The following is a 21,730-nucleotide window of genomic DNA, read 5'->3' on the forward strand; positions in this document are numbered from 1 at the left end:
GCTGCAAAAGCCTAAAAAAGAATTTTAACTAAATCTTGAATTTTAGCCACTTTCAAGACCTGAATACCGTAATCTGTTTTTGGAAGTTTAGACTGTTTAGAAATTAAAATGCGTTCAAAACCAAGTTTTTCAGCTTCAACTACACGTTGTTCGACCCTCGTGACTGGTCTAATTTCTCCAGCAAGACCAACTTCAGCAGCAAAACACAAATCAGACGGTATTGGTTCGTCTTCATTAGAAGATAAAATAGCTGCAACAACAGCTAAGTCTATCGCAGGGTCTTCAACTGTTATACCACCGGTAATATTTAAAAACACATCCTTTGCTCCTAGTTTGAAACCTGCTCGCTTTTCTAAAACCGCTAACAACATGTTGAGTCTTTTCACTGGATAACCAGTGGTTGAGCGTTGAGGTGTACCATAAACAGCTGAACTTACAAGCGCCTGAATTTCTATCATTAAAGGCCTTAAGCCTTCAAGTGTTGAAGCAATTGCTGTACCACTAAGATGTTCTTCAGTATTAGAAATTAATAAGTCTGAAGGATTAGCCACCTCTTTTAAACCATAAGCTTGCATTTCAAAAATTCCCAATTCGTTGGTTGAACCGTACCGATTTTTGTGTGCGCGTAAGATACGGTAAACATAGTTTCTATCGCCTTCAAACTGCAAAACAACATCAACCATATGTTCAAGAACTTTTGGGCCAGCGATATGACCTTCTTTATTGATATGACCAATTAACAATACAGGCGTATGAGTTTCTTTTGCGAATTTAATAAGCTCTGAGGTGCATTCTCGAATTTGAGAGACACTTCCTGGCGAACTTTCAACATAATCGGTGTGTAGTGTTTGAATAGAATCTACAATTAAAATATCAGGTTGAAGTGCTTCAACTTGTCTAAAAATAGATTGGGTTTTAGTTTCGGCTAAGATAAAACAATTATTGGGCTCATTTGAAATTCTTTCAGCACGTAATTTAATTTGTTGCTGACTTTCTTCGCCAGAAACATAAAGCACTTTTTGTTGAAACTGTAAAGACAATTGTAAGAGTAAGGTACTTTTCCCAATGCCAGGTTCTCCGCCTAGAAGTGTAACTGAACCAGGCACTAAGCCACCACCTAAAACACGATTAAATTCGCCATTTAAGGTAGATAGACGTTCAATTTTGCTCAGCTCTATATCTTCAATTTTTCGTGGCTTAGACTGCCGCTTTTGAGGTGATGAACTCGAAGTAGATTTCCAAGAGTTAGATTCTTTTTTCTCTAAAACCTCTTCAGAAAGCGTATTCCACTCTTTACATGCATTACATTGTCCTTGCCATTTAGCGTGTTGAGCGCCACAGTTTTGGCAATAAAAAACCGTTTTTACTTTAGCCATAAATTAATTTAGTAACCAAAAATTTTCTTGATTTTTTCAGCTTTTTGAATCACTAGATCATTTGTGATAAAACCGACTTCTTTTAAACCATAACCTGAATTATAAGATCTCATTGCCTTTTTTGGTTTTCCGATTTCTTCATAATAACGCCCAAGAAAATAACTTGAAAATAGTGTTTCTGGAAGTTGATTTTCTGCAAGGCTACTTAAATCTTTAAATTGTTCCCAAGCTTCGTTTTTTTCAATAGCATCGTTGATGTAAAAAAAATCTGATGTTCTCATCTTGATATCTAATGCATAAAGCTCGGCGATATCGTCGTATTTTTCGATTAAATATTCAACAAAATTATCAGCCTTCAAAACTTTGGTTAAATACTCGTCTTCTGAAATAGGCTTATAAAGTGAGAATATTTTTTGAAAAGCGCTTGAAAGAGCATAGCCTACTTGCGTGAAATGATCTTGATCTTTAAAATCATCATAATAGTAATAGAAGTTGTTATTATCTATTGCTTGAAATGTGGCATTAGATGCTCGAATAGTTTTTCTTAGTTCTTTAATATCATCTTCAGCTGTACTTAAGTAATACCAAGTTTTTTGCTTTTTTGAACTAAAAACTTCTTTTAATCGGTCGGTTGTTTTTGAGGTATAATCTGGGCTAATATTAATGTAGCCCCTAAAAAGTGGATTGTCTTTCATCAAGAAAAAGCTAGCAAAATTTGCCATATAGTCTTGTGCTGTAATTACAACAAATGGTGAAGTTCTATAATTTTCATCAACAAATTTCATTACTTCTAGATTTATGAAGTCGTAAAATTGTGCTCCAGAATCGATTGGGTATTGTACATCGGTGTCAATTAATCCATCATCATTTCTATAGCCAACTTGGTTAATGCCGATAACAATAGCTTCGGGTATATATTCCCAATAACTAAAATAATCTACTAAACCAGCGACGGGCTCAAACAAGTAATCACCATCAAAGACAACAATTACTGGGTAAAATTTGTCTTCATTTTTTTCATAATTGCGTGGTAGCTGAACCTTGATTTGACGGGTTTCATTTAAAATTTTTGAAGCAACTTCAACATATTCTATTTGAGCATAGTTTTGATAGCCAAATAAGATTGTTAATAAAATGATTAATTTTTTCATTTTGAATTAATTAGTGGATAAATTTAATTAAAAAAAATTAATCTTTATTAACAATTGGCATGAGCAAGGCCGATAAGCTTCCGACTACAATTACCAGTAGGGTTTGAGCTGTCCAAACAATCCATCCAAACGACTCGCCTGCCACAGCGTCGCCTCCAAAACCAGCAATGGTTGCACCGATGGTTAATGGATAAATACCAATTCCGCCATTGGTGATTGACATTGCAAAAGAGCCGAAAACAAAGGCCACTAAAAGTACTGATAAATGAACATCTGATGTGCCTGGAATGCTGTACTTTACAACTACAAACATGGCTATATATAAAACCCAAATTAAAAACGTATGTATTATAAATAAAAGACTGTTTTTCATTTTTAGTACAGTCTTCATGCCTTGTACAACACCTTCTAAAAATTGTTTTATTTTTAAAATTAATGGCTGTTGAGATCTTGAAAATAATTTTACCCCTAATAAAATTAGTAATATTAATACGCCTAGTATTATTAAAGTAAATAGTGGATTAATCGATTTCTTTTCAAAAAAGTCTAAAATTAAATCGGCTTGATATAAAATAGTAACACCTACAATTAACAGTAACATTAAAAAATCTATAACGCGTTCTGTTATGATTGTTCCGAATGCTTGCTCAAACTTAACATCTTCATAATTAGCTAAGGTTGCACCTCTTAAAACTTCACCAGATCGCGGAACACCAAGATTGGCAAGGTACGCAAACATGACTGAAAAAAAAGAATTGATAAATCTTGGTTTTACGCCCAAGGGTTGAAGTAAAAACTGCCAGCGATAAGCTCGAGATAGATGAGAACACAGTCCCAGGGCAACAGAAACAAACACCCAAAACAAGTTGGCTTGTTTTATGTTTGACCAAATTAACTGTCGCTCTTCGGCTTCAAACCTATATAAAGAAATTAAAACAAAAAAGAAACCTATTAATAGAGGAATAATAAGTTTTAGTCTTTTCTTTAATTTCGGATGCATTTAGTTAAGTTTATTATCGTCGTTAGGAAAGACTAAACTAGGTTTAAAAGACTTTGCTTCTTCAATAGTCATAATCCCGTAAGACATAATAATTAGAATATCACCCTTGGCAACTTTACGTGCTGCTGCACCATTTAAAGTGATTTCTCCACTATTTCTAGGCCCAGGAATAACGTAGGTTTCTAAACGCTCACCATTTGAGTTGTTAACGATTTGTACTTTTTCGCCCTCAATAATATTTGCGGCATTCATTAAATCTTCATCTATGGTAACACTACCGATATAGTTTAAATCGGCTCCAGTAACTTTTACGCGATGAATTTTAGATTTGACAACTTGTATTTGCATGGTTTAATTTAAAGCTAAATTATCTATTAATCGAACATCTCTTATGTATGCTGCAATAAATGCACGATAATCGAGATGAGTTTTTTTTGTTTGAGCAGGTACTAAAGTTGAAGTTGGTGCAATTTCAAAATACTCTAATTTTAGCACTTGATGATTTTTAAAGAGGTCTTGAATACTCGTTTTAATTTCGCTAATCGTAAAATCTTCAAACATTGTCTTAGCTTGAAATAACGCTTTATAAATCAGACTAGCTTCTTCAACTTCAGCAGGCGTTAGTCTGTAATTACGAGAACTTTCGGCTAAACCGTTAGACATTCTTAAAGTTGGACACCCAATAACTTCAACAGGTTGTTTTGTGATTTCGATCAATTTCTTTACCAACTGTAACTGCTGAAAATCTTTTTCACCGAAAAAGGCTTTATGCGGTTTAACAATAGCAAAGAGACGTTTTAAAACTGTACCAACACCGTTAAAATGACCTTGACGATATTGACCTTCCATAAATGTTACGATACTTCCAAAATCAAAATCCTCTGCTTTTACGTCTTTACCATACACATGATTTATGCTTGGCGTATAAACTATAGTTTTAGGATTATTACTGATGAGTAATTGATAATCTTTTTCAAAATTACGGGGATATTTTTCTAAATCACCAGAATTATTAAACTGTGTAGGGTTAACAAAAATACTTACCACTACAATGTCGCAATATTGATAAGCAAAGTTAACTAAACTAATGTGTCCTTCATGTAAAGCACCCATTGTAGGTACTAAACCTATTATTTTTTCATGAGCTTTCAAGTCTTGAATTTGTTCTTGAAGCGCTGTATTGTTTGAAATATTCACTCTATATTTCTAATGTTAGGCTGCAAAGCTAATATTTTAGCATTAATCCACATAAAAATTTGTAAATTTGCAACTTTATAAATTAGCATTTAATACCTTATGAAAGATAAACGCATTCTTTACGTATCATCTGAAGTTGTTCCTTACTTGCCTGAAAACGACATTTCTTCTTTGTCTTTTGAAGCTCCTAAAATGGTGAATGCTTCAGGTGGACAAACTAGAATTTTTATGCCACGCTTCGGAAATATTAACGAACGGAGACACCAACTGCATGAGGTCATTCGTCTGTCAGGGATGAATTTAGTCATCAATGATTTAGATATGCCACTAATTATAAAAGTTGCTTCAATTCCAAAAGAACGCATGCAAGTCTATTTTATAGATAATGAAGATTATTTTAAGCGAAAAGCTACGCTTACAGATGAAGATGGCGATTTGTTTGATGATAATGATGAACGTGCTATATTTTTTGCCAAAGGTGTTATTGAAACAGTTAAAAAATTGAATTGGGCACCAGATATTATTCATGTTAATGGTTGGCTAGCATCCCTTCTACCATTATATTTAAGGCATTACTACGGTAATGAACCTTTATTCAAAGAATCAAAAATTGTAACATCTGTTTATAATAGAGATTTTGAAAACACACTAGACCAAGATATGGTCAAGAAAATCTTATTTGATGGGATTGATGACAACGCAGTTGAACATTTATCTTCGCCAACCTACAATAACCTTTTAAAAACAGCCGTTGATAACTCAGACGGAGTTATTTTTGGAAGTGAAGATGTTGATCAAGAATTGATGGATTATGTAGATTCTAAAGAAATACCTACGCTAGAATACAAACCTAGAGAAGCCTTCGCTCAAGCTTATCAAAATTTTTACTTGAGTGATATTTTAAATGAAGAAGTTGAATAACATGCAAAAAAAATTAGCTGGTAAATTAAGCATTTGCCTTTTATTAATAAGCCTTTTATCCTGTCAAGAAAACATAAGTGAATTAGGTAGTAGCTATATTAACAGTATAGAACTTCAACCAGCCTATGAAGTTGAAGAAATCACTGCGTACAGCGAAAAATTTACAGCCATACAAACCAATTCTCTTACTAACTATTTAATTGGTACCTATGATGATCCAATTTTTGGAACCACAGAAAATAGCATTTTATCTCAAATTAGGCTTGCGACACCAAATGAAGATTTTGGAATGCAGCCTGAGTTAGATAGTGTTATTTTAAATTTACCTTTATATTTAACCCAAATTGATACCGACGAATTTGAATTAGATTCAATTTTTGGAACAGGTGATTTTAAACTCAAACTTTACGAATCGAACTATTTCCTCAGAGAACTTGACCCAGGTGAAAATGGTGAATTTCAAAACAATCAACAATATTTCTCAAACCAGTTCGATGAAATTGCTCCGTTTATAGAAAGTACTCCTTTTTTTGAGTCTGAAACGATTAACCTCGAAGAACTGAAAGAAAGTATTACACTAATAGATAGATCTGACATAGACAATCCTGACACGACTAGTGTAAACCCTAGAATTAGACTAAAATTACCTCTAGATTATTTCAATGAAAAAATCATGAGTAAAGCAGGCGAACAAGAGCTAGTCAACAACAATAATTTTATTAATTATTTCAGAGGCATTCACATGGTCTTAGAACCTTCAACACCTGAACCTCTTCTTATTAATTTAAATTTGAACACAGAGCAATCTAATATAACGTTACATTACAAAACAATGAGGCCAGGCATTTCGCTAGATCCTGACGCCACACCTGAACCTGTTGAAAGTTTTGATGAATTAAGTTTAAACTTCACAGGGATAAACGTTAATTTTTATGATAATCAGTTTGCAGTAGATTTATCTAACCAAAACCAAACACAGGGCGAAGAAAATATTTATTTAAAAGGCGGTGAAGGTTCCTCAGGTGTTATCAACTTGTTTACAGGGATAGATTCTAACGGTGATGGCGTTTCAGACCAACTTGAGGAATTAAGGCAAAACCAATGGGTCATTAATGAAGCTAACCTTATAATGTATGTTAACGAAGATTTAGCCTCTACCAACAAAAATATTGTAAATCGATTATTCATTTATGATATTGAAAACAATACCATATTAGAAGACTATCGCTTAGACCCAACTCTATCTGAAAATCCAGAAACCTCAGCAAGCATACATTTACCACCAATAGATGAAGATGCCGATGGTAATAAATTTTACAGATTAAGACTTACAAATCATATCAACAACATCATCAATAAAGACTCAACCAATGTTAAGCTTGGTTTGTCTATTTCACAAAATGTAAATATTACAAGGACACTAGACATAATTGATGATAGTGAAACATTTGAAAGTGTCTTAGAAAGCTCTGCATTGAGCCCAAGAGGTACAGTTTTGCATGGCAACAATTCTCCCTTGGAAGATAAACGATTGAAATTAAGAATCATTTACACAGAAACTAACAATTAACAACTAACTAATCTAACTAATCTAACTATGTGTGGAATCGTAGGATACATCGGACCAAAAGACGCGTACAATGTTGTGCTAAAAGGCCTAAAACGTTTAGAATACAGAGGCTATGATAGCGCAGGAATTGCCTTATTTGATCAAAATCAATTAAAAATTTGTAAAACTAAAGGCAAAGTTTCAGATCTTGATAATAAATGTAAGATAGAAAAAATTACATCAGGCAAAATAGGTATCGGCCACACTAGATGGGCAACTCATGGCGAACCTAATGATGTTAACTCTCATCCTCATGTTTCAAATTCGGGCAACCTTGTGATTATTCATAATGGTATCATTGAAAACTACGAACCCTTAAAAGAGGAGTTAACTAAGCGTGGTTATAACTTTCAATCTGAAACCGACACTGAAGTTTTAGTTAACCTTATTGAAGACGTTAAAACAAAAGAAAATGTAAAGCTTGGAAAAGCTGTACAAATAGCACTAAACCAAACCGTTGGCGCTTACGCAATCGCAGTATTTGACAAGAATAAACCTAATGAAATTGTAGTGGCTAGACTAGGAAGCCCATTAGCAATTGGCGTAGGTGAAGATGAATTTTTTATTGCTTCAGATGCTTCACCTTTTATAGAATATACAAACAAATCTATTTATTTAGAGGATGGTGAAATGGCAGTTGTTAGGCTAGGTCGTGAGGTTCGTATCAGAAAAATTAAAAACGACAAACTTGTAGACCCATATGTACAAGAGCTTCAACTAAACCTAGACCAAATTGAAAAAGCAGGTTACGACCATTTTATGCTTAAAGAAATATATGAGCAACCTGACGCGATAAGAGATACCTATCGCGGTCGAATGTTACCTCAAAAAGGACTCATTAAAATGTCTGGTATTGATGATAACATTGACCGATTAATGAATGCTAAAAGAATTATAATAGTCGCTTGCGGAACATCATGGCACGCTGGATTAGTAGCCGAATATATATTTGAAGATTTAGCACGAATTCCTGTCGAAGTTGAATATGCCTCTGAATTCCGTTATAGAAACCCTGTTATAACCAAAGAAGATGTTGTTATAGCCATTTCACAAAGTGGCGAAACGGCTGACACGATGGCTGCTATTAAAATAGCTAAAGAAAACGGGGCTTTTGTGTTTGGTGTTTGTAATGTTGTAGGATCTTCAATTTCAAGAGAAACTCATGCAGGCGCATATACGCACGCAGGCCCAGAAATAGGTGTGGCATCTACAAAAGCTTTTACAACACAAATTACGGTACTATCATTAATTGCGCTGAAATTAGGTAAAACTAAAGGCGAAATATCACAATCAGATTATCACGCTTACTTAAATGAATTAGAATTAATTCCTGAAAAAGTTGAAAAAACACTGCTTACCAACAATGAAGTTGAAAAAGTTGCTGATGCCTATAAAAATGCAAAAAACTGCTTATATCTAGGCAGAGGATATAATTTCCCGGTTGCACTTGAAGGTGCGCTTAAATTGAAAGAAATTTCATACATACACGCAGAAGGTTATCCCGCCGCTGAAATGAAACATGGCCCTATAGCACTTATAGACGAAATGATGCCCGTTATAGTAATAGCAACAAAAAAAGGCCATTACGAAAAAGTTGTGAGTAACATTCAAGAAATTAAATCTCGAAAAGGTAAAATTATCGCAGTTGTAACTGAAGGTGATACATCAGTTAAAAAAATGGCAGACCATATATTAGAAGTTCCAGAAACCTTTGAAGCTCTAACACCATTATTAACTACAATTCCACTTCAATTATTATCATATCATATTGCTGTGAAATTAGGAAAAAATGTTGATCAGCCTAGAAATTTAGCAAAATCGGTTACTGTAGAATAATCAGATTTAAAATAGTAAAATCCAACATTAATTTTACAAAATTAATATATATTTGCAAATCGAAAATAATAGTTTTTTAAAACACCAATAAAACGCTTGATAATGTCTAAAATTACAGGTAAAATTTCTCAAATCATTGGCCCAGTTATCGATGTTGAGTTCGAAAATTCAAAAGATTTACCAAAGATATACGATTCCTTGGAAATTAACAGAGACAATGGAAACACATTAGTCCTTGAAGTTCAATCTCACGTGGGAGAAAACGTTGTGAGAACAATTGCAATGGATTCAGCAGACGGACTTAAAAGAGGTACTGAAGTCATTTCAACGCAAAGCCCAATACAAATGCCAATCGGTCAAGATGTATACGGCAGGCTATTTAATGTAACTGGTAACCCAATTGATGGTATGGAAGAATTACCAAAAAAAGAGAAGGACGGCTTACCTATTCACAGAGATGCGCCTAAATTTGAAGATTTATCAGTTTCTACCGAAGTATTATATACTGGAATCAAAGTTATCGATTTAATTGAGCCATATGCGAAAGGTGGTAAAATTGGATTGTTTGGAGGTGCTGGTGTTGGTAAAACGGTACTTATTCAAGAATTAATTAACAACATCGCGAAAGGTCACGGCGGCTTATCTGTGTTTGCTGGAGTTGGTGAACGTACCCGAGAAGGAAACGACCTCTTAAGAGAGATGCTTGAATCTGGAATCATCAAATACGGTGATGACTTTATGGAGTCAATGGAAAATGGCGGTTGGGATTTATCTAAAGTTGATAAGTCAGCTATGAAAGATTCTAAAGCTACTTTCGTTTTCGGTCAAATGAACGAACCTCCTGGAGCTCGTGCACGTGTTGCACTATCCGGATTAACCATTGCTGAATATTTTAGAGATGGTGCTGGTGATGGCCAAGGTAAAGATGTTCTGTTTTTCGTAGATAATATTTTTAGATTTACTCAAGCAGGTTCTGAGGTATCTGCTCTCCTAGGTAGAATGCCTTCTGCAGTTGGTTATCAACCAACTCTTGCAACCGAAATGGGAGCTATGCAAGAGCGTATTACTTCAACTAAAAAAGGTTCTATTACATCGGTTCAAGCAGTTTATGTACCAGCCGATGACCTTACTGACCCTGCACCTGCGACTACGTTTGCTCACTTAGATGCAACAACAGTATTATCTAGAAAAATTGCTGAGCTTGGTATTTATCCTGCTGTAGACCCATTAGACTCTACATCACGTATTTTAACAGCTGACATTTTAGGTGAAGATCACTATAACTGTGCACAGCGCGTTAAAGAATTATTACAACGCTATAAAGAGTTACAAGATATTATCGCAATTCTTGGTATGGAAGAATTATCTGAAGAGGATAAACTTGCGGTTTCAAGAGCTAGACGCGTTCAACGTTTCTTATCACAACCATTCCACGTAGCTGAACAATTCACTGGTCTTAAAGGTGTGCTAGTTGATATTAAAGAAACGATTAAAGGCTTTAATATGATTATGGATGGTGAATTAGACCATCTCCCAGAATCTGCATTCAACCTTAAAGGTAGTATAGAAGAAGCTATTGAGGCTGGTGAAAAGATGTTGGCCGAAGCTTAAAATAAAAAAGTATGCAACTAGAAATTGTAACCCCAGAAAAAGTAATCCTTAACCAACAAGTAGCTTCAGTTATTGCTCCAGGAGTTAAAGGTGAGTTTCAAATTTTAGATCACCATGCGCCAGTTATTTCTGCATTGACAAAAGGCGCTTTAAAGTTAAGTGACGATGTAAAGCTAGATGAAAAAATTGCAGATTTATTTCACAAAAAAGGAAATAAATTTCACTTTAATATTTCTGGTGGTGTTTTAGAAATGAATAATAACAAAGTAATTATTCTTACGGATTAATTACATGAGTTAATCACAGTATAAAAGCTCGCATAATGCGAGCTTTTTTTTATGCTAGTAATTGAAATATTTGTGGCATAATAGACTTGTAAATGTCTCTTGAAATTTGGTAAACAATAGAAACTTCTAAAAATTCAGGTAAGTCCTTGCGGTCAAGTAAACGCATGGTATAGTCTATCACTACGTTTATAAACAGTAAAAACAAGCCTAGCTTTAATAAACCAAACAACCCACCTAATAACCTATTAAACAAACTTAATGCAGCAATATCAAGTAACTTAGTTATTAATTTCCCTATCAAGTTGATTAATAACGACAAACCTATAAAAAGGATAAGAAAAGAACTTAAATCTAACAATTCATTAGACCAATCAACATATTTTGATAAATAATCATCAGAAACAATGTCGTAAAAATTATAAGCCAAGAATAAACCTAAAAAAAGTGCTAATAAGCCAGACAACTCAAGTACAAATCCGCGTTTAAAACCTTTATAAACAACATACAAAGCGAATAATGCTATAATTATATCGAAAATATTCATTTGGTAAATATACTAATTTGATACAAAGCCATAAATTTGCAAAATGATAGGAGATGAACAATTAAAACTTCGATGGAATAATCTAGTTGAAAAGCTTTCTGCTCAATTTGCAGATGGAGAAACGTTAGATTTAGACGCTATTATTTATTTAATTGGCGTACAAGAGTTAGGAAAACCACATTTAAAATTTAAAAAGGACGACAAAGTTAACCTTATGCATATTGCTATATGTAAATTATTAGAACCCTACGGTTATTATGAGTTTGACTATGTAGATGATGATGGCTGGCCACATTATAATAATGTCTCGAAATTACCCGCTTTAAAGTCTGGTGAGCAGAGCGTTTTAATGAAGGAAGCAGTTGTAAATTACTTTATAAATAGAGATTACATAAGCTAACTACAATATACCATTTTTAATTTTTGTACTTTTGCAAATTGATTTTAGACTTCAAAAACAATGATTGACCAGATTAAAGAACACATCGAGAAAGTAAAGCAGTTTACAGCTAAAACTGAAGATGAATTAGAGCAGTTTAGAATTGAATATCTCGGTAAAAAGGGAATATTGAATGATTATTTTTCAAAATTCAAAACTATCCCGAATGAAAAGAAAAAAGACTTTGGTCAGGCCATTAATGAACTTAAGCAAACCACCAATCAAAGAATAGAAGATCTCAAAGCGTCTTTCAAAGCTCAATTAGATGAAAAAGGAATTTATGGTGACTTAAGCCGTCCTGCAGAAGTAATTGAAATCGGTTCAAGACATCCTATTTCTATTGTAAAAAATCAAATTATTGAAGTTTTTTCAAATATTGGGTTTAATGTTTCAGAAGGTCCAGAAATTGAAGACGACTGGCATAACTTCTCAGCTTTAAACCTACCTGAATATCATCCAGCACGCGACATGCAGGATACTTTTTTTATTCAGACTAATCCAGAAGATATTTTACTTCGCACACATACTTCAAGTGTTCAAGTAAGATATATGGAAAACAATAAGCCACCGATTAGAACTATTTCACCTGGTCGTGTATTTCGTAATGAAGATATTTCGGCGCGATCACATTGTATATTTCATCAGGTTGAAGGTTTATATATAGATAAGAACGTATCTTTTAAAGACCTTAAACAAACCCTTTCGTATTTTACAACACAATTGTTTGGCAAATCAAAAATTAGACTAAGACCATCATACTTTCCATTCACTGAGCCAAGTGCTGAAGTCGATATTTATTGGGGGCTTGAAACTGAAACTGATTATCGAATTACCAAAGGAACCGGCTGGCTAGAAATTATGGGATGTGGCATGGTAGATCCTAATGTACTTAAAAATGTTGATATAGATCCTAATGAGTATTCTGGATTTGCTTTCGGTATGGGAATTGAAAGAATTGCAATGTTACTCTATCAAGTTGAGGATATTAGAATGTTTTACGAGAATGATATCCGTTTTTTAAAACAGTTTAAGTCGGTATTATAAAGATGAAAAAAGATATACCTATTCCAGAAGTTAGTAATGTTTACGTAGCTGCTATTTTAGAAAATGACGTTAACTTAGATGGTAAAGTCTGGACAGTATATTTAATTAACCAAAACAAAAGCGATTTAGAGACTGTTTTAATTGTATCTGAAGGTAATTCTGAGACCCAAAAAACATCAATTTTACGAAAAAAAATAGAAACTTTACCAGCCCAATCAATCGCTAAAATTGAATTTCTTCAAGATGAACTATTAGCATTTAAAAACAAGTTTAAAGTGAGTTATTTTTTAAATAATATACTTTATCATAAAGACTTCGTATTTGAAGCGAATAGCATTAGTGAAAAGCAAGCAACTCAACTTCAACTCATAGATAATATCGGTATTTTAGCGCAATAACTTCAACTAAGTTTTAATCTTAGCTGCTTTTTTATAATTCATCAATATAATTGCTGAAAGTATCAAAATAATTCCAATCCACTTCGTTAAATTTTGGTCTTCACTCAACACGAAATATCCCATTAAAACTGCAACAGGTAGTTCTATAGATGAGATGATAGCTCCTAAACCGACATTTATTTTTGGCATCCCAGCTGTAAATAATAAAGGTGGCAAAATGGTACCAAACAAAGCTAAGATTGGTCCCCAGAGTTTAAATATTCCAAAATTAAAACCATCTTCTATACTTAATAATGTGTAGATTATGGCAATAAATAAACCGCCAAGCATCATCCATTTACTGCGGGTGATTGAATGATACTGAAGCGCAACGCGATTAGATGTAAACATAGTTACGGTATATGACAATGCTGCTAAAAAACCGTAAGCGATACCGATAAGGTCTACTTTTTGGTCTTCTATTAGTAAATCTGCTGCAAGCACCGTTCCTATTAAAATTAAGCCAACCGAAAATAACTTTCTTTTGGTGGGCTTAACTTTATTAATAAGTCCATCTATAACTACTCCTATCCAAACGCTTTGCATTAATAGCACAATACCAACTGAAACTGTAATGGTTTGAACAGCCAAATAATAAAAAACACTTGTAAAGCCTAACGATGTTCCCGACATAATTAAGTACAATATAGACTTCTGCCGAACGGATTTTGATTCTATTGGCTTCGATTCTTTCTTAATGAAAAGGTTAAGAATAACTAAAGCTATAAAACCTATTAAAAGCTGAGAAAAAGTCACTTCATAAGTAGTATAATTCTCTTGATAAGCTAATTTAACAAAAGTGGTAAGCAAACCATAGCAAGAGGCAGCCAGTGCGACTAAAAATGCGCCATTAAATAATTTATTCATCTGTGTTTTTTGAGAGTTAACTTAGCTTATCGGCTAATTTGGTGAACACTTGTTTAGGGTTTCTGTTTTGATACAATACTTTGTAAACAGCATTAATTATTGGTGTTTTTACTTTCTTTTTACCATCTTTATGGCTAATGTCAAACGCACTTTTAGAAGCATAATAACCTTCTGCTATCATACTCATTTCCATTTGTGCACTTTTTACAGTATAACCTTTACCAATCATATTTCCAAATAAACGATTTCGACTAAAGACTGAATATCCTGTAACTAGCAAATCTCCTAAATAGGCTGAATCATTAATATTACGCTTCATTTTATAACGCTTTTTAATAAAGCGTTTCATTTCTTTTATGGCATTACTCATCAATACGCTTTGAAAATTATCACCATAACCTAAACCATGAGCAATACCTGCAGCAATCGCATAAATGTTTTTTAAAACAGCCGCATATTCTGTACCGATAATATCTTCAGAAACATTACATTTTATATAATCGCTACTTAAAAAATGAGCAACTGTATTAGCGTGATTTTCATTAGCACAAGCAATAGTTAAATAAGATAATCGCTCAAGTGCAACTTCTTCTGCATGACATGGTCCAGTGATAACACCAATCTGTTCAAAAGGGATTTGGTAACGTTCATTAAAATGTTCACCAACTAATAAATGGCTTTCAGGTACGATACCTTTAATAGCGCTAAATACTATCTTATCTTTAAAAGGAGATGTAATTTTATCAAGTTCTTTTTGCAGAAATGCTGATGGTACAACAAAAATTAATATGTCTGACTGTTCAACGACTTTATTAATTTGGTTGGTTAATTTCAATTGATTTGTATCAAACTCAACTGCACTTAAATAGTTTGGGTTGTGGCCTTCTTTTAAGATATGCTCAATTGCAGTTTCATTACGCATATACCAATTGACTGTATGTAAATTTTCACATAGCATCTTAACTATTGCAGTAGCCCAACTGCCACCGCCAATAACACCAAAATTAGGATTTGGTGTCTGTAAAACTTGTTTTATATCGGTTATTTGGTCTGTCAAAATAAGGCGTGTTTTTATGTTCTGTAAAAATTCATCTCGTCAATATATTGCCAAACTTTAGCTGGCAATAGCGGTTTTACCTCTTTATCCTCTTTAATAGATGAACGAATTAATGTTGATGATATTTCAATTACAGGCGTATTTGTCATCACTATTTTAGGGTGATTTTTAAACTGCTCAGGAATACTATCTTTAGACAATCTTGGACAAACGTAGATAGAATGATGATCTATGATGTATTCCCAATTTTTCCACTTATGAAAGTGATTTAAATTGTCTTCTCCCATAATAATAGAAAATTCATGATTTGGATATTGATCACTAAGCTCTGCTAAAGTTAATGCAGTATAATTAGGTTGAGGCATTTTAAACTCAATATCGCATGGCTTTAAATAATCGTAAGCTTCAACGGCTTGATAAACCATTTCTAAGCGATGGTGGTTATCCAGCAAATTAGATGATTTTTTAAATGGACTTTGCGGCGTTACAACTAACCAAATTTCATCTAAATCTGTAAACTGAGCTAAATGATTAGCAATAATTAAATGGCCAATGTGAAAGGGATTAAATGTCCCAAAATAAAGTCCGACTGCCTTTTTCATGATTAATTAATATAATTATAAACCAATTGGTAAGCCTCATCAAGTGCATCATCTAAAACTTCATTAATAATGATATAATCAAATTGTGGCGCTGTTGCCATTTCAATTGAAGCTTTTGCAACTCGCATATTAATTTTATCTGCAGTTTCGGTCTTTCTTTTTTTAAGGCGAATTTTTAATTCTTCTATACTAGGTGGTTTTACGAAAACGGCTAAAGTTCGTTCAGGGTAAATTTGTTTAATATCTAAGCCACCAACAACATCTATATCAAACACAACGTGTTTACCTTTCGCCCAAATTCGCTCAACTTCAGCTTTAAGTGTACCGTAAAAATTATCTCGATACACTTCTTCCCACTCTAAAAAATCATCATTTTTAATATGTTGTTTAAATTCTTTTAAACTCATAAAATAATAATCTTTACCATGTACCTCATGACCACGAGGTTCTCGAGAAGTTGCTGAAATTGAAAAATCTAAATTTAATTCTTGTTGAGCAAGCAAGTGTCTGACGATGGTGGTTTTACCTGAGCCAGAAGGCGCCGAAAATACAATTAGTTTTCCTTGAAAATCACTCATTATTATAAAACATTTAAAAGTTGCTCCTTAACTTTTTCAAGTTCATCTTTCATCTTAACTACTAATTTTTGCATCGGTGCAAAATTAGATTTTGAGCCAATAGTATTAATTTCACGTCCGATTTCTTGACAAATGAAGTTAAGCTTTTTACCATTTGATTCTGCTGAATTCATCGTTTTTAAAAAATAGTCGAGATGGTTATCAAGTCGAGTTTTCTCTTCTGTGATATCATATTTCTCAAGATAATACATCAATTCTTGCTCAAAACGATTTTGATCAACATCTACTTTTAAATCTGCCACTGCTTTATGTAAACGTTCACGAACCTTATCAATACGATCAGGATCTATAGCTTTTACTTCAGTTATTAGTGACTTTAAATTTGAAATTCGAAGGTTAAAATCTTGTTCTAAAGCTTTACCTTCATCATTTCTATGCTGAATTAAATGTTCTATAGCATTTTTTAATGTTTCCTTAATAGCTTCAACTTCTGCAGGATTAAGTTCTTTTTTTTCATTCACTAAAGCCTCCGGTAAATTTACTGCAATAGGAAGAAGGTCTTTAAAACTTAGTTGATCGTCTTCTGTAGAAATAGACTTGAGCTGCTGAATGTAAGCCTGAACAGCCTTGGTATTAATTTCAGCTGAAGTTTCACCAGTTTTAGATTCAACATGAAGAGAAACATCTACTTTCCCTCGGTATAAGTGTTCGCTAATTAAATTTCTAAGTGGCATTTCAAGTTCGCGATACTGCGAAGACATGCGTAAATTAACGTCTAAATTTTTACTATTTAGTGACTTAAGCTCAACACGAATAGTTTTGTGGCTTAGCTCGGTTAAGCTCTTGCCATAACCCGTCATTGATTGAATCATATCCTGAATTTAAAATGATTTACAAATGTAAAAAAACTAAAACTAAGCAACGACAAATAGTGCTATATGCCGCAAATATTTTAATTTCGTTGGTTTTAAGGTTTATGAAGTATTATATTATTGCAGGAGAAGCTTCGGGAGATTTACACGGATCTAATTTAATAAAAGCTTTAAAAGCTGAAGATCCACAAGCTCAATTCAGATTTTGGGGTGGCGACTTAATGGCCAAGGCTGCACAATCTAAACCCATTAAGCATTATCGTGAATTAGCTTTTATGGGATTTGCAGAAGTTCTACTCAATATTAGAACGATTTTTAAGAATATCAAGTTTTGTAAAGTTGACATTGCCGAATACCAACCTGATGTGATTATTTTTATTGATTACCCAGGATTTAATATGCGCATTGCTCAATGGGCAAAACAAAAGGAAATTAAAACGTTTTATTACATCTCTCCTCAAATTTGGGCTTGGAAAGAGAATCGCATTAAAAAAATTAAGCGTGATGTAGATGAAATGTTTGTGATTTTACCTTTCGAAAAAAAATTTTATGAAAGTAAACATAATTACAAAGTACATTTTGTAGGTCATCCTCTACTTGATGCCATTGCTCAATTTAAGCCAGATACTTTAAAAGCATTTAAAGAAAAGCATCGACTTGACGACCGTGAGATTATTGCTGTCCTGCCAGGTAGCCGAAAGCAAGAAATTAGTAAAATGCTAAGCACTATGCTCCAAATGCCCTCAAAATTTAAAAATTACCAGTTTGTGATTGCTGGTGCGCCTAGTCAAGATAATAGCTTTTACCAGCAGTATACAAAAAAAGAAAACATCTCATTTGTAGCTAATGAAACTTACAACTTACTCTCGCATGCCAAAGCTGCAATGGTAACTTCTGGTACAGCAACATTAGAAACTGCTTTATTTGAAGTACCTGAAGTTGTTTGTTATAAAGGAAATGAAATTTCATACCAAATTGCAAAACGTATTATTACTTTAAAATACATTTCTTTAGTTAATTTAATTATGGATGCTGAAATTGTTACTGAATTAATTCAAAATGATTTTAATGAAGTACGACTTAAAGAAGAATTGAAGCTTCTACTAGAAAATTCACGTGTAAAAAAGTTAAAAAAGGATTATAAGCAATTAAAAGAAGCTTTAGGAGGCGTTGGCGCAAGCCAAAAAACAGCCCAATTAATGGTGGGTTTACTAAAATAAAAAAGCCACAACTCATCAGTTGAAGCTTTTAATATTATAGCTAATCATAGAAACACTTAATGTAAATTCAAGTAATAAAGTTTTGCAGCTTCTTGAATTTCATCATCTAAACTATCATCTAATGAATAAGAATATAACAACCATTTATCATTAGGTTTATAAAATTTAAAAATAAATCTAATTGGTTGTCGATCATATTTCACAAGGTAAGAGTATAAAACAAAACTTTCAGAAAACTTTTTTGTAGTTATGAGTTCGCGGCCGTAATATTTACCCATGTAACTTTCTGTAAACCCATTAACCGTTACTACAATCTGATCTATTTTATCTTTAATTCTTTTATTCCACTTATTGGTATCATATAGCTCTTTAACAGCTTTTCCAGGATTACTTTTATAGGTCTCAAAAAAAGTATCAATTAATAGTTGAGGAGAAGACTGACAATAAACATTAGATGATATTAATACCGTAAGCACCAATAATATTTTCTTCATTTATTTTGTTTTAGTATTATAAATTGAGATTAAAAAAATTTAAGTTATTTATAACTTCATTTCTGGTATTTCGCCCTCAACAATTAAATCGCCCTCAGTAGCATTTTTAATTTCTTCAACACTTACACCTGGTGCGCGTTCGATTAATTTAAATTGACCATCAACAATATCTAAGACTGCCAAATTTGTAACAATTTTCGTTACACACTTTACGCCAGTTAATGGAAGACTACATGATTTTAACAACTTAGATTGGCCTGCTTTATTGGTATGCATCATTGCAACAATGATATTTTTTGCCGACCCTACTAAATCCATTGCACCACCCATACCTTTTACCATTTTTCCAGGTATTTTCCAATTGGCAATATTACCATCTTGTGCAACTTCCATCGCACCAAGAATTGTTAGATCGACATGTTGACCGCGTATCATTCCAAAACTTAAGGCAGAATCAAAGAAGCTTGCACCTGGTAATGCTGTAATTGTTTGTTTTCCTGCATTAATTAAATCGGCATCAACTTGTGCTTCAGTTGGAAACGGCCCCATTCCTAAAATTCCGTTTTCACTTTGAAATTCAACTTCAATATCGTCACGCACAAAATTAGCTACTAAAGTAGGAATCCCGATACCTAAATTTACATAATAACCGTTTTTTACCTCTTGAGCAATGCGTTTTGCAATTCCGTTTTTGTCAAGCATATGTTTAATGTATTTTAATTCTTTGTTTAAAATTATTAATCCCTTACTGTGCGTTTTTCGATGCGCTTTTCAAAAGATTCACCTTTAAAAATGCGCTGTACAAAAACACCAGGAATATGGATGAAATTAGGGTCAAGTTCGCCAGGCTCGACGAGTTCTTCAACTTCAACTACAGTTATTTTTGCTGCACCACACATATTTGGGTTAAAGTTTCGAGCGGTACCTTTAAATATTAAATTTCCAGCTGTATCGCCTTTCCAAGCCTTAATAAAGGCAAAATCGGCTTTAAAAGCATGCTCTAAAATGTGAGGTTTACCATTAAATTCACGTACTTCTTTACCTTCGGCTACTTCTGTACCATAGCCAGCTGGTGTAAAAAATGCTGGTATACCATTTTGTGCTGCTCTACAACGTTCAGCTAAAGTTCCTTGAGGGATTAAATCTACTTCAAGTTCACCACTAAGCATTTGTCTCTCAAACTCAGCGTTTTCACCAACATAAGACGAAATCATTTTTTTAATTTGCTTTTTTTTAAGCAGCAAACCTAAGCCAAAATCGTCTACGCCTGCATTGTTTGATATGCAAGTTATGTCTTTAATATTTCGATTAACCAATTCTGCAATAGCGTTTTCAGGAATTCCACTAAGACCGAAACCGCCGAGCATAAAGGTCATTCCATCTTGAACGCCTTCAAGTGCATCATTAACCGATTTTACAGTTTTCGTAATCATTCTATTTATTTTTAGCCTAAAAATACATAATTTTTAAAGCTTCGGCAATTTGCCTTCATTATTTTTAAGAAATAAAAAAAGCTTCAATAATATTGAAGCTTTTTTAAAACCATTGTTAGACACTAAACGCCATAGCTTTTAATAGTATTAACAAAAGCTTTAGCGTGGTCTACTGGAATATTGGGTAAAATACCATGACCAAGGTTGGCGATATATTTATCTTTTCCAAATCGATTTACCATTTCAAGCGCCATTTTTTCAATTTCAGGTATTGGCGATAATAAACGTGAAGGATCAAAATTTCCTTGTAGTGTAATACTATTGTTGGTTAATTTTCTTGCCATTTCTGGACTGCAAGTCCAGTCAACACCAAGCGCTGAAGCTCCTGATTTAGACATATGTTCTAATGCAAACCAACAGCCTTTACCAAACGCAATCACAGGAATTTCAGGTCGTAAAGCATCGATAATTTGCTGCATATACTGCCAAGAAAAACTTTGGTAATCTTCTGGTGATAACATGCCGCCCCAAGAATCGAATAATTGCACTGCATCTACGCCAGCTTCAACTTTTCCTTTTAAATAAGCGATGGTGGTATCAGTTATTTTTTGAAGCAATTGATGGGCTAATTCAGGTTCTGAAAAACAAAATGCCTTTGCTTTATCAAAATTCTTAGAGCCTTGACCCTGAACACAATAACAAAAGATTGTCCAAGGCGAACCAGCAAACCCAATTAAAGGCACCTCATCATTTAAGGCTTCTTTAGTCAATTTAATAGCATCGTATACATAGCCTAATTCTTCATAAACATTGGGTACAATAGCAGCATCAACCCCTTTTTTATCTCGAATAGGATTAGGCAACCAAGGCCCAAGACCTGGTTTCATTTCTACCTCTATATTCATGGCTTGAGGAACAACCAAAATATCACTAAACAAAATTGCCGCATCAGTTTCAACTTGATGAATTGGCATTACTGTTATTTCAGTAGCTAACTCAGGTGTTCGGCAACGAGTAAAAAAATCATATTTTTCTTTCAATTTCATGAAGTCTGGTAGATATCGTCCTGCTTGACGCATCATCCAAACTGGTGGCCTACTAACCGTTTCACCTTTTAAAGCACGTAGGAATAAATCGTTTTTTATCATGAGTAAA

General features: G+C 33.5%; 24 protein-coding genes. 9 read left to right on the plus strand and 15 right to left on the minus strand.

The features are described from left to right. Positions 1 to 11: 11 nt before the first annotated feature. Genes radA through panC form a run of 5 tightly spaced genes read right to left on the minus strand, consistent with a single transcriptional unit; the run spans position 12 to position 4,724 of the window. Positions 12 to 1,376, minus strand: coding sequence for a DNA repair protein RadA (gene radA, locus IMZ30_RS03980; RefSeq protein ID WP_207039244.1), 1,365 nt, complete (start codon positions 1,374 to 1,376; stop codon positions 12 to 14). A gap of 8 nt (positions 1,377 to 1,384) precedes the next feature. Then, positions 1,385 to 2,527, minus strand: coding sequence for an alpha/beta hydrolase (locus IMZ30_RS03985; protein ID WP_207039245.1), 1,143 nt, complete (start codon positions 2,525 to 2,527; stop codon positions 1,385 to 1,387). A gap of 37 nt (positions 2,528 to 2,564) precedes the next feature. Then, entirely contained in the window at positions 2,565 to 3,527 is a 963-nt protein-coding gene (locus IMZ30_RS03990) for a YbhN family protein (RefSeq protein WP_207039246.1), read from the minus strand. Further along, positions 3,528 to 3,875: an aspartate 1-decarboxylase gene (panD, locus tag IMZ30_RS03995; protein ID WP_207039247.1), complete on the minus strand. Its 348-nt coding sequence runs from the start codon at positions 3,873 to 3,875 to the stop codon at positions 3,528 to 3,530. Positions 3,876 to 3,878: 3 nt separating this feature from the next. Continuing rightward, positions 3,879 to 4,724 (minus strand): pantoate--beta-alanine ligase, encoded by an 846-nt coding sequence (gene panC, locus IMZ30_RS04000; protein ID WP_207039248.1) that lies wholly within the window; start codon positions 4,722 to 4,724, stop codon positions 3,879 to 3,881. A 99-nt stretch (positions 4,725 to 4,823) separates the two neighbouring features. Here panC and IMZ30_RS04005 point away from each other — a divergent pair, with 99 nt between their 5' ends. From IMZ30_RS04005 to IMZ30_RS04025, 5 genes are all read left to right on the plus strand, one after another. Then, positions 4,824 to 5,645 (plus strand): glycogen/starch synthase, encoded by an 822-nt coding sequence (locus IMZ30_RS04005; RefSeq protein ID WP_207039249.1) that lies wholly within the window; start codon positions 4,824 to 4,826, stop codon positions 5,643 to 5,645. A gap of 1 nt (position 5,646) precedes the next feature. Next, positions 5,647 to 7,215 (plus strand): DUF4270 domain-containing protein, encoded by a 1,569-nt coding sequence (locus tag IMZ30_RS04010; protein WP_207039250.1) that lies wholly within the window; start codon positions 5,647 to 5,649, stop codon positions 7,213 to 7,215. A 27-nt stretch (positions 7,216 to 7,242) separates the two neighbouring features. Beyond that, positions 7,243 to 9,090: a glutamine--fructose-6-phosphate transaminase (isomerizing) gene (glmS, locus tag IMZ30_RS04015; RefSeq protein ID WP_207039251.1), complete on the plus strand. Its 1,848-nt coding sequence runs from the start codon at positions 7,243 to 7,245 to the stop codon at positions 9,088 to 9,090. Positions 9,091 to 9,192: 102 nt separating this feature from the next. Continuing rightward, positions 9,193 to 10,701, plus strand: a complete 1,509-nt coding sequence (gene atpD / locus IMZ30_RS04020) for a F0F1 ATP synthase subunit beta (RefSeq protein ID WP_207039252.1) — start codon at positions 9,193 to 9,195, stop codon at positions 10,699 to 10,701. An 11-nt stretch (positions 10,702 to 10,712) separates the two neighbouring features. Next, positions 10,713 to 10,988, plus strand: a complete 276-nt coding sequence (locus IMZ30_RS04025; protein WP_207039253.1) for a F0F1 ATP synthase subunit epsilon — start codon at positions 10,713 to 10,715, stop codon at positions 10,986 to 10,988. 49 nt (positions 10,989 to 11,037) lie between these two features. On the opposite strand, the gene IMZ30_RS04030 is transcribed toward IMZ30_RS04025, so the two are convergent. Then, positions 11,038 to 11,532 (minus strand): CvpA family protein, encoded by a 495-nt coding sequence (locus tag IMZ30_RS04030; RefSeq protein ID WP_207039254.1) that lies wholly within the window; start codon positions 11,530 to 11,532, stop codon positions 11,038 to 11,040. Between the two features lie 43 nt (positions 11,533 to 11,575). Between IMZ30_RS04030 and IMZ30_RS04035 the strand changes: the two genes are divergently transcribed. From IMZ30_RS04035 to IMZ30_RS04045, 3 genes are read left to right on the plus strand one after another with little or no spacing between them, the layout of a single operon-like run. After that, positions 11,576 to 11,932, plus strand: a complete 357-nt coding sequence (locus IMZ30_RS04035; protein ID WP_207039255.1) for a hypothetical protein — start codon at positions 11,576 to 11,578, stop codon at positions 11,930 to 11,932. Between the two features lie 60 nt (positions 11,933 to 11,992). After that, on the plus strand, positions 11,993 to 13,015 hold the full coding sequence (pheS, locus tag IMZ30_RS04040) for a phenylalanine--tRNA ligase subunit alpha (protein ID WP_207039256.1): 1,023 nt from the start codon (positions 11,993 to 11,995) through the stop codon (positions 13,013 to 13,015). A 2-nt stretch (positions 13,016 to 13,017) separates the two neighbouring features. Then, positions 13,018 to 13,413 carry a hypothetical protein gene (locus IMZ30_RS04045; RefSeq protein ID WP_207039257.1) on the plus strand — a complete coding sequence of 132 codons (396 nt, stop codon included), beginning with the start codon at positions 13,018 to 13,020 and terminating at the stop codon, positions 13,411 to 13,413. Positions 13,414 to 13,419: 6 nt separating this feature from the next. Here IMZ30_RS04045 and IMZ30_RS04050 read toward each other — a convergent pair whose 3' ends face one another. From IMZ30_RS04050 to IMZ30_RS04070, 5 genes are read right to left on the minus strand one after another with little or no spacing between them, the layout of a single operon-like run. Further along, entirely contained in the window at positions 13,420 to 14,319 is a 900-nt protein-coding gene (locus tag IMZ30_RS04050; protein WP_207039258.1) for a DMT family transporter, read from the minus strand. 16 nt (positions 14,320 to 14,335) lie between these two features. After that, positions 14,336 to 15,376, minus strand: coding sequence for an NAD(P)H-dependent glycerol-3-phosphate dehydrogenase (locus tag IMZ30_RS04055; protein ID WP_262896751.1), 1,041 nt, complete (start codon positions 15,374 to 15,376; stop codon positions 14,336 to 14,338). Positions 15,377 to 15,390: 14 nt separating this feature from the next. Next, positions 15,391 to 15,978, minus strand: a complete 588-nt coding sequence (gene nadD / locus IMZ30_RS04060; RefSeq protein WP_207039259.1) for a nicotinate (nicotinamide) nucleotide adenylyltransferase — start codon at positions 15,976 to 15,978, stop codon at positions 15,391 to 15,393. A 2-nt stretch (positions 15,979 to 15,980) separates the two neighbouring features. After that, the gene (gmk, locus tag IMZ30_RS04065) at positions 15,981 to 16,556 is read right to left on the minus strand and encodes a guanylate kinase (RefSeq protein ID WP_207039260.1); all 576 of its coding nucleotides are present in this window, start codon (positions 16,554 to 16,556) and stop codon (positions 15,981 to 15,983) included. A 2-nt stretch (positions 16,557 to 16,558) separates the two neighbouring features. After that, entirely contained in the window at positions 16,559 to 17,428 is an 870-nt protein-coding gene (locus IMZ30_RS04070) for a YicC/YloC family endoribonuclease (RefSeq protein WP_207039261.1), read from the minus strand. A gap of 104 nt (positions 17,429 to 17,532) precedes the next feature. On the opposite strand from IMZ30_RS04070, the gene lpxB reads away from it, so the two are divergent. Further along, positions 17,533 to 18,648 carry a lipid-A-disaccharide synthase gene (gene lpxB, locus IMZ30_RS04075; protein WP_207039262.1) on the plus strand — a complete coding sequence of 372 codons (1,116 nt, stop codon included), beginning with the start codon at positions 17,533 to 17,535 and terminating at the stop codon, positions 18,646 to 18,648. A gap of 56 nt (positions 18,649 to 18,704) precedes the next feature. Here lpxB and IMZ30_RS04080 read toward each other — a convergent pair whose 3' ends face one another. The 4 genes from IMZ30_RS04080 to hemE all read right to left on the minus strand — a co-directional run bounded on the left by IMZ30_RS04080 (position 18,705) and on the right by hemE (position 21,723). Continuing rightward, positions 18,705 to 19,142 carry a hypothetical protein gene (locus IMZ30_RS04080; RefSeq protein WP_207039263.1) on the minus strand — a complete coding sequence of 146 codons (438 nt, stop codon included), beginning with the start codon at positions 19,140 to 19,142 and terminating at the stop codon, positions 18,705 to 18,707. 48 nt (positions 19,143 to 19,190) lie between these two features. Beyond that, positions 19,191 to 19,844, minus strand: coding sequence for a CoA transferase subunit B (locus IMZ30_RS04085; RefSeq protein WP_207039264.1), 654 nt, complete (start codon positions 19,842 to 19,844; stop codon positions 19,191 to 19,193). Positions 19,845 to 19,879: 35 nt separating this feature from the next. Next, positions 19,880 to 20,575, minus strand: a complete 696-nt coding sequence (locus IMZ30_RS04090; RefSeq protein ID WP_207039265.1) for a CoA transferase subunit A — start codon at positions 20,573 to 20,575, stop codon at positions 19,880 to 19,882. 122 nt (positions 20,576 to 20,697) lie between these two features. Beyond that, on the minus strand, positions 20,698 to 21,723 hold the full coding sequence (gene hemE / locus IMZ30_RS04095) for a uroporphyrinogen decarboxylase (RefSeq protein WP_207039266.1): 1,026 nt from the start codon (positions 21,721 to 21,723) through the stop codon (positions 20,698 to 20,700). Positions 21,724 to 21,730: the final 7 nt, after the last annotated feature.

Origin of the sequence: Psychroflexus sp. ALD_RP9, from assembly GCF_017311165.1 — a bacterium.
Lineage (GTDB): Bacteria > Bacteroidota > Bacteroidia > Flavobacteriales > Flavobacteriaceae > Psychroflexus.